Annotated in this window: 9 protein-coding genes and 1 tRNA gene; 4 read left to right on the forward strand and 6 right to left on the reverse strand. The window is 56.6% G+C overall.

The window, feature by feature from the left end:
- Positions 1-57 precede the first annotated feature (57 nt).
- The gene (locus ACR0AU_RS10860; protein ID WP_170732974.1) at positions 58-1,701 is read right to left on the reverse strand and encodes a tetratricopeptide repeat protein; all 1,644 of its coding nucleotides are present in this window, start codon (positions 1,699-1,701) and stop codon (positions 58-60) included.
- A 425-nt stretch (positions 1,702-2,126) separates the two neighbouring features.
- On the opposite strand from ACR0AU_RS10860, the gene ACR0AU_RS10865 reads away from it, so the two are divergent.
- The 4 genes from ACR0AU_RS10865 to ACR0AU_RS10880 all read left to right on the forward strand — a co-directional run bounded on the left by ACR0AU_RS10865 (position 2,127) and on the right by ACR0AU_RS10880 (position 7,150).
- A tRNA-Gly gene (locus ACR0AU_RS10865) sits at positions 2,127-2,200 on the forward strand.
- A gap of 143 nt (positions 2,201-2,343) precedes the next feature.
- On the forward strand, positions 2,344-4,164 hold the full coding sequence (locus ACR0AU_RS10870) for an ABC transporter transmembrane domain-containing protein (RefSeq protein WP_480795669.1): 1,821 nt from the start codon (positions 2,344-2,346) through the stop codon (positions 4,162-4,164).
- Positions 4,165-4,324: 160 nt separating this feature from the next.
- Complete coding sequence (locus ACR0AU_RS10875; protein WP_480795670.1) at positions 4,325-6,214, forward strand: acyl-CoA synthetase; 1,890 nt, start codon at positions 4,325-4,327, stop codon at positions 6,212-6,214.
- Positions 6,215-6,226: 12 nt separating this feature from the next.
- Entirely contained in the window at positions 6,227-7,150 is a 924-nt protein-coding gene (locus tag ACR0AU_RS10880) for an alpha/beta hydrolase (RefSeq protein ID WP_170512444.1), read from the forward strand.
- A 6-nt stretch (positions 7,151-7,156) separates the two neighbouring features.
- Here ACR0AU_RS10880 and ACR0AU_RS10885 read toward each other — a convergent pair whose 3' ends face one another.
- The 5 genes from ACR0AU_RS10885 to ACR0AU_RS10905 all read right to left on the reverse strand — a co-directional run bounded on the left by ACR0AU_RS10885 (position 7,157) and on the right by ACR0AU_RS10905 (position 13,163).
- Positions 7,157-7,993 (reverse strand): alkaline phosphatase family protein, encoded by an 837-nt coding sequence (locus tag ACR0AU_RS10885; protein WP_170732972.1) that lies wholly within the window; start codon positions 7,991-7,993, stop codon positions 7,157-7,159.
- 162 nt (positions 7,994-8,155) lie between these two features.
- The gene (locus tag ACR0AU_RS10890) at positions 8,156-9,793 is read right to left on the reverse strand and encodes an ABC transporter ATP-binding protein (RefSeq protein ID WP_170392262.1); all 1,638 of its coding nucleotides are present in this window, start codon (positions 9,791-9,793) and stop codon (positions 8,156-8,158) included.
- Positions 9,790-10,605 (reverse strand): ABC transporter permease, encoded by an 816-nt coding sequence (locus tag ACR0AU_RS10895; protein ID WP_170392918.1) that lies wholly within the window; start codon positions 10,603-10,605, stop codon positions 9,790-9,792. The genes ACR0AU_RS10890 and ACR0AU_RS10895 overlap by 4 nt, the downstream gene beginning before the upstream one ends.
- A complete protein-coding gene (locus ACR0AU_RS10900; RefSeq protein ID WP_170392259.1) occupies positions 10,605-11,561 on the reverse strand; it encodes an ABC transporter permease in 957 nt (318 codons plus the stop codon). The genes ACR0AU_RS10895 and ACR0AU_RS10900 overlap by 1 nt, the downstream gene beginning before the upstream one ends.
- A 15-nt stretch (positions 11,562-11,576) precedes the next feature.
- Entirely contained in the window at positions 11,577-13,163 is a 1,587-nt protein-coding gene (locus tag ACR0AU_RS10905) for an ABC transporter substrate-binding protein (protein ID WP_170392257.1), read from the reverse strand.
- Between the last annotated feature and the right edge of the window lie 241 nt (positions 13,164-13,404).

Genomic DNA, 13,404 nt, shown 5'->3' on the forward strand with positions numbered 1-13,404 from the left:
ATCTACCTGCGGCGCTGATCAATGTTTAGGCGAATCTATCGCCAAACGACCAGAAGCCTAAGCCGCCTTTGCCTTGCTGCGGCAATAACATGAGGCATGGATAGGCACCGTGGCCCGTGCAGCAGCTTTGTCCAGTTGCAGCTTGATATGACGGGCCTCGGTCGTTTCACCGCGACGGATCAGGCATTCATGCAGGCCATGAAGGCTCCAGATATTGCCGGGATGCTGGCAGGCGCGGGCGAGCGTGTCGTCCAGACCCAGATCGGCCCGATAGACGGCCTCGGCATCATCGAACTGACCGGCTTCCATCAACAAGGCACCCAGGGCGTGCCTTGTCGGCTGCATCCATCCCCATGGCTCGTCATAAACCAGATTGTCGTCCAACTCGACCGAGCGGCGCAGATGACCAAGCCCGCCTTCACGGTCGCCGGATTTGAACGCGATCTCTCCATCCATCATCGCCTCGCCGATCATCAAAACATCCTCGGCGGTGTTGTTGAATACCAGTCGACTATCTGGGACGTCTTTCCTGGCCTGAACGGCCACTTCGCGTGCGTGCGTTGCGTCGTCCATGCGACCCAAGTTGGCCAGAGCCACAGCCCGCGCCTGATGAATCGCGGCGGTGGTATAGCTGTATAGCTCCGCGTCGCCCGGCATGGGTTCATCCAGAATTTCCTGCCACATGCCGAAGCGGACCATGACATGGACTTTCTTGCCATAGAAGGATTCGAACAAATCCGGGAAGAAACGGATTACGTTGTCGGGCAGCAGGTGCATCAATTCCTCGGACGCAGCCAGCGCCAATTCGGGTTGCCCAAGGAACATCGCCCCATAGGCCTCAAAGTGGACGTTGTGCACGCGATAGACGGTATAGAAGTTCTCACCCCCGGCCATTGCTTCATATTTCTTGTCGACCGCTGCGGCTCGGTGATTGCGCCAGACCACATTCTGATAGTCGCCGCACAACACGTCGATATGCGTTGCCATGTGAACCAGATGCCCGCTGTCGGGCACCAGATCGACCAGCCGGTCCCCGTGTCGCAACGCCTTTTCCGGAGTGGGCGACATCTCCATCAAGTGGATATACATATGCAGCAGGCCGGGATGACCCCATGCACCGGGCAGCGTTTCAAAGGCCCTTTCCAGCACGGCTTGAGCCTCGGAGGTGGATGCACCTTCGGCGGGCACGCCCTTCTTGAGATCCCAAAGTTGCCATGGCGTTCGGTTCATCAGGGATTCGGCAAACACAGATGAGACATCCAGGTCGTCCGGATGATCGGAATAAACCGCGCGCATCGAATCGGCGAACGCGTCGTTCCACGGGGCGTAATCCTCGATCTCTGGGTCCGACGGGAAGTGTTGTGAGATCGCTTCGATCAGCGCCGCCTCGACCGGGGTAGAGGATGTGCGCAACGCCAACGCCGCTTCGATTGCCTGACGCGCCCGATCAAGGGTCGCAACTTTTTCATCGGGTTCGAAGAACTCCCACGGCTTGTTGTAGTTTGGACCAATCGCATAGGCGATGCCCCAATGGGCCATACCGCAATTCGGGTCATGAGTTATGGCCTGTTCGAAACAGGCGGCAGCGGCCTCATGGTTATACCCGAACAACCAGATGAGCCCCTGATCGAACAGTTTCTGAGCTTCGCTTGAAGAAGTGGTAACAGCACGGCGATACGTGCCGAGGTCAAATTCGGTCATCATTCAATCCCCCGCTTAAATTCCGCCGAGGACGGGCAAACAGCGCCGGACGGCGGATTTTCGAACTATAGCACATTTTCGTGAATGGCGTCGGTCAGGCGCTAAACGGCGCCTGTTCAGACCCGTCTCAGCGGACTGGCCGGTTTGGGCTGAGATATATTTTTTGGATGGTCAGTTTTCTGTTTCAAGTCATTTCGAAATGGATTTCAGAGATCCGATACGGTGATGCCGTAGTTTCCAATGGCAGCGTTGGGTTTTGCATCCAGCAAACACCTGTCGGCAAACTGGCACATGCCGAGACCTTGGAGAGGTTCAGTGCTGAGCCAGCATCCGTAACTTGTCTCCAACTCGGATTGCGAAATGCGTTTTCCCGAAACATCCTCTTGACGTCAAATTTCGTATGAAATAGGTGGTGACCTCGCTGAGCGGGCGTTGTGTAGTGGTAAGACCTTAGCCTTCCAAGCTAATGACGCGGGTTCGATTCCCGCCGCCCGCTCCAGCTGATCCCCCACACAAGTTGCGTCATTTAGCCCTTATCGGGCTGCAAAACTTTGTCTTCAGCTTGACCCCAAACGCCTCTGACGCCAAGAAGCTGGGAATGACGCCTGATCAGGGCGATCGACCAAAATACAAGGGCCAGACATGGCAAGAACCAGCGCCGCCAGTCCAGCGAACAATTCGGCTCCGCGTGCACAGGAAGAGCGTGCGCGGTCAAAGAAAATAGGTGTTCTGCGGTCTTTGTGGCCGTTCATGAAACCCTATCGCCTGTTGATGATCGGCGCGACATTGGCTTTGATCCTCACGGCCAGCATGACACTGACACTGCCGTTGGCTGTGCGGCGAGTGGTTGACAATTTCCGCATCGAAGATGGCGATTTGTTGGAATGGTACTTTCTGGCCGCCCTTGGTATTGCCGGGATCCTCGCCGTGGGAACGGGCATTCGCTATGCGTTGGTGACCCGGTTGGGTGAACGTGTGGTGGCCGATATCCGAAAGGCGGTTTTTGACCGTGTGATCGGGATGAGCCCCGAGTTTTACGAACGCATCATGACCGGCGAGGTTCTGAGCCGCATTACCACCGATACAACGCTGATCCAGTCGGTGTTGGGTTCGTCTGTGTCCATCGCGCTCCGCAATCTTCTGATGTTCGTCGGCGGACTGGTGCTGATGCTGCTGACATCGGCCAAGCTGACCGGGATGGTGTTGCTGCTGATCCCGCTGGTGGTTGTACCAATATTGGTGCTGGGTCGCAGGCTAAGGGTGATCAGCCGGGAAAATCAGGACTGGATCGCGGCGTCTTCTGGAAATGCTGGTGAGGCATTGGGCGCTGTGCAAACCGTGCAGGCGTTTACCCATGAGGACGCCAGCAGGACGCAGTTCGGAGAGATGACAGAAACTTCGTACGAAGTTTCTCTTCGCCGGATCCAGACACGTGCGGTTCTAACCGTCATAGTGATCTTTCTCGTCTTCTCGGGCATCGTTGGCGTGCTGTGGATGGGTGCGAATGACGTGCGCAACGGGATCATGACCGAGGGTGTGCTGATCCAGTTTGTAATCTATTCGATCATCATGGCGGGTTCGGTCGCGGCACTGTCGGAAATCTGGAGTGAGTTGCAGCGCGCTGCAGGTGCGACGGAGCGTTTGGTCGAGCTTCTGAACGCTGAAGATACAGTCAACGATCCGTCGCAGGCCAAGGCATTGCCTGTGCCCGTACGCGGAGAGATACGTTTTGACGATGTGACATTCCACTATCCCGCGCGCCCGGACGTCGTTGCGCTGGATCACTTGTCACTTCAAATCAAACCCGGGGAGACAGTGGCTTTTGTTGGCCCGTCTGGTGCGGGCAAGACAACAGTCATCCAGATGATTCAGCGGTTCTATGATCCCGATGCGGGACAGGTCAGCCTTGATGGGCTCGACCTGCGCGAGTTGAACCGTGACGACTTCCGCCAGCACATCGCGCTGGTCCCGCAAGACCCCGTGATCTTTGCCGCTTCGGCGCGCGAGAATATCCGCTTTGGCCGTCTGGACGCCTCAGATGCCGAAGTCGAGTCCGCCGCCCGAGCCGCTGCCGCGCATGAGTTCATCTCGGCTTTGCCCGAAGGGTATGACAGCTTTGTAGGCGAACGGGGCGTAATGCTGTCGGGTGGTCAGAAGCAACGTATCGCCATCGCACGTGCCATCCTGCGCGACGCACCGGTGCTGCTGCTGGACGAGGCGACCTCGGCTTTGGACGCAGAAAGCGAACGTGCGGTGCAGGGTGCGGTCGATAACATGAGGGCAGGGCGCACCACTCTGATCGTGGCGCACCGCCTGGCGACCGTTAAGAAGGCAGACCGGATTGTCGTGCTGGAAGCCGGGCGCATTGTGGCGCAGGGTACCCATAACGATCTGGTGGCGCAGGACGGTTTGTATGCCCGCCTCGCACGCTTGCAGTTCACCGACGGGGTGGCTGCAGAATAAAGTGACGCTCCGGCACATCTCGTTTCGCCGTAGCGTCATTCTACATATTCCCGGACCTGATCGCTAAGCCCTTGCTTGCGCATGGTGTGTTTTGCTTCCATCTTGGAGGTGACAAACAAGCCTGTGCGCGACACGGGAGACAGATCAGGGGAGGAGCCACATGGCCTTTGTGGGATTGGAAGACAAGGCGCGCATCGAGCAGGAGATGACGTGGGAGGATCGGGATGTACCCGTCACCTTCCACCAGCTGTTGTCGCGGACGGCGGGCAAGTTCCCGAACCACAAAGCGATCAGCTTTCAGTTGTTGTCTGGACCGAGTGACAAAGCTGAGACGCTGACATGGTCCGAACTGCTGGGAAAAGTCAACCAAGCGGCCAATCTGTTCCGTTCCCTTGGCATCGGAGAAAACGATGTGGTGGCTTATGTGCTGCCCAACTGTAACGAGACGCTGGTCACCATGATGGGCGGTGCGGTGGCCGGGATCGTGAACCCGATCAACCCATTGCTGGAGCCGGAGCAGATCGCGGCGATCCTGCGTGAGACCAAGGCGAAGGTCGTGGTCACGCTGAATTCCTTCCCCAAAACCGATGTAGCCCAAAAGGTTGAAGAAGCAGTACGCCACGCTCCGGGCGTCAACACGATCCTTGAGATCGACCTGAATCGCTATCTGACGCCGCCCAAATCCTGGCTTGTACCGTTCTTGCGCCCAAAGATGGGTGATAAAGAAAAGCTGGCCCATGCGGATTACAAGAACTTCCTTGATGAGCTGAACAAGCAGCCTAAAACGCTGAACTTTGAGGATAGCCAGGAAGATCGGGTGGCGTGCTACTTCCACACGGGCGGCACTACGGGCATGCCGAAAGTAGCGCAGCACAAATACTCGGGCCTTATCTACAATGGCTGGTTGGGCAACACGCTGCTCTTTGACGAAAACGACGTCATCATGTGCCCTCTGCCGATGTTCCATGTCTTTGCGGTGCATGTCATCGTGATGGCGGCGGTGTCGTCTGGTGCACATGTGGTATTCCCGACGCCTGCCGGGTATCGCGGTGATGGCGTATTCGACAATTTCTGGAAACTGATCGAACGCTGGAAGGTTTCGTTCATCATCACAGTGCCGACAGCGATTTCAGCCAAAATGCAGCGACCTGTGGATGCGGATATATCCAGCGTGAAAACGGCGTTTTCGGGATCAGCTCCGTTGCCGGTCGAACTGTTCCGTCGGTTTGAAGAAGCGACCGGCGTTACTATCGTCGAGGGCTACGGCCTGACCGAGGCCACTTGTCTGGTGTCATGCAACCCCGTGGATGGGGAAAAGAAGATCGGCTCGATCGGTATCCCGTTCCCTTATACGGATGTCAAAATCCTGCAGGACGGGCCGGATGGACCAACCGAGTGCGGCGTAGATCAGATCGGTGAAATTTGCATCTCGAACCCCGGCGTATACGCGGGCAATACTTATACCGAGACCGACAAGAATACGAACCTCTATCATTTCGATAAATACCTGCGCACGGGCGATCTGGGACGGTTTGATGAGGACGGCTATCTGTGGATCACCGGTCGCGCGAAGGACCTGATCATTCGCGGCGGACACAATATCGATCCTGCAGAAATCGAAGAGGCCTTGCTGGGCCATGATGCCGTCGCCTTTGCAGGGGCCATCGGTCAGCCCGATGCGCATTCGGGTGAGGTGCCTTGCGCCTTTGTTGAACTGGTCGAGGGGGCCTCGGTCACTGAACAGGAGCTGATGGACTATTGCAAGGTCCACGTCCACGAACGCGCGGCACAGCCCAAGCACATGACCATTCTGGATGAATTGCCGAAAACCGCCGTTGGCAAGGTTTTCAAACCCGAACTGCGCAAGCAAGCCATCACTCGCATCTACAACGGTGCATTGGACGCCGCAGGCATTGAAGCGCGGGTCGTTTCGGTAATCGACGACAAGAAGAGGGGTCTTGTCGCGCAGCTTGACGCGAATGGGTCTTCCGAAGACGATGTCTCAAAAGTACTGGGTTCGTTTACCCGGCCATGGGAGTGGTCTGAATAATTCGGAGGAACAATGGACTATGAACGTCTGATCGACGAGGAGACCTGGGGTTTCATCCGGCGCACAGCCGAGAGCTATCCGGATGATACGGTAGAGATGTCCATTGCTGACCAACGCCGGGTCTATGACGCGATGTGTCAGGACTTCCGCCAGCCGCGCCCACCTGGCATCGAGGTGCGCGACAGGTCCGCCGATGGCGTAGCTGTTCGCATTTATAGCGCCGGTGACCCCACCCGGACCGTCGTCTACATACATGGTGGTGGGTTCGTCGTCGGGGGCTTGGATAGCCACGATGATGTTTGTGCGGAACTCTGCGCCCAGACGGGCTATCGGATCGTTTCGGTCGACTATCGGTTATGCCCTGAGCATGTGCACCCGGCGCAGTTTCAGGATAGCTGGACCGCCACGAACTGGGTGGTTCAGGAATACGGCGAACCGATCGTGCTGGCCGGTGACAGCGCGGGTGGCAATCTGGCAGCAGCCGTTTCGCACCATGGTCGGAGTCGGTTGGAAAATGTGCTGGGGCAGGTCCTTATATATCCCGGCTTAGGCGGAGATATGTCGCAGGGGTCGTATATCGAACATGCCAATGCCCCGCTGCTGACATTGGACGATATCCGGTTTTATGAGACTGTTCGGTATCAAGGTACCACGCCCCAGAACGATCCTACCTATGCACCGTTGCATGACGTCGATTTCTCGGGGCTACCGCCGACGGTGGTGGTGACCGCCGATTGCGATCCGCTGCGCGATGACGGGCAAGCTTATTGCGACCGGATCACAGCCGCAGGTGGGCAGGCCCATTGCATCAACGAGGCCGGTTTGGTCCACGGATATCTGCGCGCCCGAACATCGGTCAGGCGCGCCGCGGACAGCTTTGAGCGGATTTCCGTGGCGATTGAGGCTTTGGGGCAGGGGATTTGGTCCTACGACTGAACCGCGTCAGGTCAGGAACGGCTTGGCTTTCATCGTATCCGCCACCGGTGCGCCCATGCGCTGAAGTATGGTTGGTGCAAGCTGTAGCTGGTCTATCACGGTATCGGGATCAGGGCCTTTGGCCTCTCCAAAGTAGTAAAGCGCTGTTTCCTGCTGCAACGGGCTGCGCCCTCCGTGATGGCCACGTTCGTCTTGTCCATGATCAGCCGTCACGATGACGTCATAGCCCAACTGCTGCCAGCGCGGAATGAACGGGGCCAGCATTTCGTCCATGACAAAACAGGCATGGTCCATCTCGGCGCAATCGTGGAAGAAACGATGCCCCATACTGTCCAGTGTGCAGGTGTGCAGGATGCCATAATCCAGCCCAAAGCGCAGACACAGATTGGTCAGCGAGGCAAACAGATCGACATCACTGGGCGTCATCTGGTTCGCTTTGCCGTATCCCGTCATCGAATGAAATCGACCATGGTTGATAGTCAGGCTGTCGGGCTCGTCATATTCAACGTCGCGGACGTAGTCGAATGGGTGGCGATTGAAGAATTGAGACCAATAGCTGTGGGTGACCGCGCCGGTTATGCCGCCTGCCTCACGCACCTGGCTGAACACATCCTTGTGGCTTAGCCGGAAGACGTTGCCGTTGCCGGTGCAGCCATGCTCTTGCGGTGTGACGCCGGTATGGATCGACGCATAGCAACTGGCAGAGGTCGAAGGCAGTACAGAGCAGAGTTTCCAAACCCGGGCAGCACCGCTGTCGACCCATCCTTCAAGATTGCCAAACAGTCGACGAAAGTTGCGCCAGGGGACGCCGTCGAGGATGATCAAAAGCAGTTTGCGGTCCATGTTCCGGCCCTTGTTTCTGAGTATTCGTTCCGGCGAACCTATGAGATTCGTCCGGCTATGGCTGCGCATTTGCGCCCCAAATAGCAAAATCCCGACGTCTGCTTGTGTTCACAGCGCCGGGAATTTGAATGGTCTTCGGTGTTTCTATGAGAAGGGCGCGGATCAGTTCCCCGCGCTCTCCATTTTGCGGTGAGCGACAACCTCTTCCAGCCAGCCAAGATGCATCTCAGGCACCGAGCTAAGCAGCAAGTCTGTATAGTCGTCGAATGGAGGGCTTAGCACCTGGCTCTTGGGACCGTAGCGAACCACCCGACCCTGGTACATCACCGCGATACTATCGCTGATCGCACGGACTGTCGCCAGATCGTGGGTGATGAACAGGTATGCCACATCCTCGATCTTTTGCAGATCCAGCAGCAGCTTGAGGATACCGTCCGCGACCAGCGGGTCGAGCGCCGAGGTGACCTCATCACAGATGATCATCTTTGGCTTGGCTGCCAGCGATCGCGCGATACAGACACGCTGTTTTTGACCACCTGACAGTTCCGCCGGATAACGATCGATGAACTTCTCGCCCAGTTCGATCTCATCCAGCAGCTCAACGATCCGCTTGCGTTTCTCGGCGCCACGCATGTTGAAGTAGAACTCGAGTGGGCGGCCGATAATCGTACCGACGGTCTGACGCGGGTTCATTGCCACGTCGGCCATCTGGTAGATCATTTGCAGCTCACGCAGGTCTTCACGCGTGCGGCCTTTCAGATCAGAGCTGAGCTTGCGGCCCGCAAAGGTAATCTCACCATCGCGGGGTGGAAGAAGCCCGGTGATGACCCGTGCCAGCGTAGACTTACCCGACCCGGATTCACCCACAACCGCCAGTGTCTGGCCCGGATGAAGCTCGACGTTGACATTATGCAGCACGTCGAAATTCAAGCCTTTGTAGCGTGCGGTGATACCATCGACGCTCAGCACGGGTTCAGGAGTTGGTTTTTTCTCTTCGTGCTCGATTGAGCGGACCGAAACCAGCGCCTGTGTGTACTCTTCTTGCGGGCGGTTGATGATTTGGTCGGTATTTCCGTATTCGACCGTATCGCCCATCCGCAGCACCATGATGTCATCACTGACCTGGGCCACAACTGCCAGATCATGGGTGATATACAAGGCGGCAACGCCCGAGTCGCGAATGGCGTCTTTGATGGCCATCAGCACATCGATTTGGGTAGTCACGTCCAGTGCCGTGGTAGGTTCGTCAAAAACCACCAGATCAGGCTCAGGGCAAAGCGCCAGCGCCGTCATGCAGCGCTGCAGCTGTCCACCCGAAACCTGATGCGGGTAACGATCACCGATATTGTCAGGGTCGGGCAGACCCAGCTTGGCAAAAAGCTCACGCGCGCGGGCTTCAGCCTCTTTGCGCGAAAACTTCTTCTGCTCAACTGCGGCCTCGACCACTTGATCCATGATCTTCTTTGCGGGGTTGAACGATGCGGCGGCGGATTGGGAAACATATGTTACCTCACCACCGCGCAGTTTGCGGATATCCCCATGAGATGTCTTGAGGATATCACGCCCGTTTACCCAAACCTCGCCCCCGGTGATTTTCACACCGCCACGGCCATAGGCCATTGAGGCCAGACCGATGGTAGATTTGCCAGCCCCGGATTCGCCGATCAGACCCAGCACCTTGCCTGGCGCGAGGTCAAAGCTGACCCCGTGCACGATCTCGATGTCATGGGGCTTTTCACCCGGCGGATAGACGGTCGCGCCGATTTTGAGGTCGCGGACCTTGAGAAGGACATCACTCATCCCCGGCCTCCTTTCAGCGATGTGGTACGATTCAGGACCCAGTCAGCCACCAGGTTGACCGAGATTGCCAGCGTCGCAATGGCCACAGCGGGATAAAGCGCTGCGCCGATGCCATAGACGATGCCATCCTTGTTTTCCTTCACGATACCGCCCCAGTCAGCCAGCGGTGGCTGGACGCCCAGTCCCAGGAACGACAGGGTCGAGATGAACAGAACCATGAAGATGAACCGTAGCCCGAATTCGGCCACAAGTGGCGACAGCGCATTGGGCAGGATTTCCCGGAAGATGATCCAGGCGCGCCCTTCGCCGCGCAGCTTGGCGGCTTCAACATAGTCCATCACGTTGATGTCCACCGCTACAGATCGCGATAGGCGATACGGGCGGGTGGCATCCAGTAAGCCCATAACAAGGATCAGGATCGGGACGGTCACCGGAACGATGGCCAGAATGACCAGTGCCAGGATCAGAGTCGGGATTGACATGATCAGATCCACCGTACGGCTGAGCGCCTGATCAGCCCATCCGCCCAGTACAGCAGCCAGCAGGCCCAGCGACGTACCGGTCAGAAAGCTGAGCAGCGTCGCCGCTGCCGCGATGAAGATTGTCGTGCGCCCGCCATAGATCATGCGGGTCAGCAGATCGCGACCGATATTGTCAGTGCCTAGCAGATGTTCGGAGCTGCTCGGCTCCCAGACGTCGCCGACGACTTCTGCCATTCCATAGGGTGCAATCAACGGGGCGGCGATCGCCACGAAGAAATAAGCGAAGGTGAAGATAAGGCCAATCAGAGCCGAAAGAGGAATGTTCTTTATCATTTCGGATGCCTCAGTCTTGGGTTGGCAAGGATCGACACGATATCTGCAACCATGTTCAGACCGATATAAACGGCCGCAAACACCACGCCGCAGGCCAGAACAACCGGCACATCACGTTTGGTCACGGCATCCACAAGGTATTGCCCCATACCGGGATAGACGAACACAACCTCGACCACGACAACACCCACGACCAAATAGGCCAGGTTCAGCATGACTACGTTCACGATCGGTGAAATCGCGTTAGGAAAGGCATGGCGGGCAATAACCTGAAATGTGCTGAGGCCTTTCAATTCAGCGGTTTCGATATAGGCCGATTGCATGAGGTTCAGAATGGCCGCGCGCGTCATGCGCATCATCTGCGCCAGCACGACCAGCGTCAGAACAAAGGCAGGCAGTGCGATTGCATTCAACTTTTGTCCAAACGACATAGAATCATTGATCATCGCAAGCGACGAGAACCACCCCAATTTCACTGAGATATAGTAGATCACCACATAACCGATCAGAAACTCGGGGATCGAAACCGTCGTCAGGGTGATGGCTGAAATCAGTTTGTCGGGCCAGCGATTGCGGAACCGCACGGCAAGCAGCCCCAGAAAGATTGCAAGCGGTACGGAAACTATTGCTGCCACGCAAGCCAGGAACAGAGTGTTCCCAAGGCGTTTTCCAATACTCTCGGAGATATCAAGTTTGTTGGTCAGGGATTGACCCAGGTCACCCTGAAGTATGCCGCCCAACCACTCGAAATAGCGTGTAAGGGCAGGCCGGTTCAGGCCCATTTCTTCGCGTAGGTTTGCCAAGGCCTCTGGAGTTGCGGACTGCCCCAGGACGGCTTGCGCGGCGTCTCCGGGTAGGGCTTCGGTTAGGCCGAAAATCAGGGCCGAAGCGCCGAGCAGCAAAAGGAGTCCCAGCGCCAGGCGCTGGGAAACCAATTTGATGATGGGATGCATTATCCGTAGCCCGTTTTAGACGAACCACATTTTGCGGGATATGTTGCCGTTCATCATCTCTTGCGTTGGGTCAGATTCCCAGCCATCCAACTGGTTGCTGACGCCTTCGACAAAGTCGTTGAACATCGGGCAGATCAGGCCGCCTTCGTTGCGGACCATTTGACCCATCTGGCTATAGATGGCTTTGCGTTTCTCAGGGTCGAGTTCCGCCTTTGCTGCAAACAATAAGTCGTCAAACGCCTGAACCTTAAACCTCGTGTCATTCCAGTCTGCGGTCGACAGATACGCAGTCGAGTACATCTGGTCCTGAACCGGACGGCCGCCCCAGTAAGACGCACAGAAGGGTTGAACGTTCCAAACCTCGGACCAGTAGCCATCATTGGGCTCACGCTTGATTTCAAGCGGAATTCCAGCCTGTGCAGCAGTCTGCTGGAACAGAGCAGCAGCATCTACAGCACCTGGGAACGCACCATCGGCAACGCGCAAAATAATCGGAGAGCCATCATGTCCAGATTTCTTATAGTGCTCTGCAGCCTTTTCAACGCTGAATTCGCGCTGTTCGATGGTTTCATCAAACAATGGATAGGCTGAATTGATCGGCATATCATTCCCGATCGAGCCATAGCCGCGCAGAACTTTGTCAACCAATTCCGCTCGGTTGATGGCGTACTTCAGTGCGGTGCGCAGTTCATTGTTATCAAACGGAGCCGTGTCGCAATGCATGATGAAGACATAGTGACCGCGACCAGCGGTTGAATGCACCGTCAGGTTAGGCGCACGGCCCAACAGGTCGGCAACTTTGGGTTCAACGCGGTTGACGGCGTGGACCTGTCCGGACTGCAGTGCAGCGGTCCGTGCCGTCGCATCGTTGATCACAACAACTTCTACGCTGTCAAAATTGCCGAAATCGCTGTTCCAGTGGTTTTCGTTCTTGGTGAACAAGTGGCGGACGCCGGGTTCGTCCACTTCTAGTTTGTACGGGCCGGTGCCGATACCTGCCGCAGGATTATCCATGCCGCCATCGGGCTGAATGATGAGGTGATAGTCGGCCATCAGATACGGCAGGTCAGCGTTCGGCTCGGTCAGTGTGACCTGGAAATTGTCTCCATCGGCCTTCATCGACTCGATGCCTTTCATGATGCCCAAGGCACCTGATTTGGAATCTTCGTTCGAGTGACGCTGCATAGTTTTCAGCACGTCTTCGCTGGTCATGGTCTTGCCGTTGTGGAACTCGACCCCTTGACGCAGCTTGAACGTCCATACTTTCGCGTCTGCACTTCCTTCGACGCTTTCAGCCAGACGCGGTTCGATGGTTCCGTCGGGCGCCACTTCGACCAGTTGGTCGCCGAACTGCTTGCCGTTCTGGAACGGGACTGAGCTTGCGTAGGTTGCCGGATCAAGTGAGTTGGTTGATTCACCACCCTGCAAACCGAATTTCAGATCGCCGCCCTTTTTCGGACCAGCGGCACGTGCCGCATCGGCAAACATAGTGCTTGCCATTGCGGCCGAGACACCCAGTGCCGCTGCTTTACCCATGAATTCACGGCGGGTCAGCTTTCCAGCTGTGACCTGCTTTGACATGTGAGTGAGTTGTTCGTTCATCCAGATTTCTCCCAGTTGATAGGATGTTCAGCCCGTTGGTGGGCTTTTTATTGACGCATGAGTCAACTTAGGTGCAATTCAGGGCAGCGGGCAAGTGCAAATCTCTTGAAATAATGGGGAGGTTCCGCCTTTGATCGCGCCAGATGATCTTGTTATGAGCCTTTGGAAATCCAAAACCCCTTATTCCTAACTACTTACTCTGACCTGAACAAATTATCCGATAGTTGCCTGGTCAGTTTAG

It is taken from the genome of Ruegeria sp. CG1 (genome assembly GCF_056537265.1).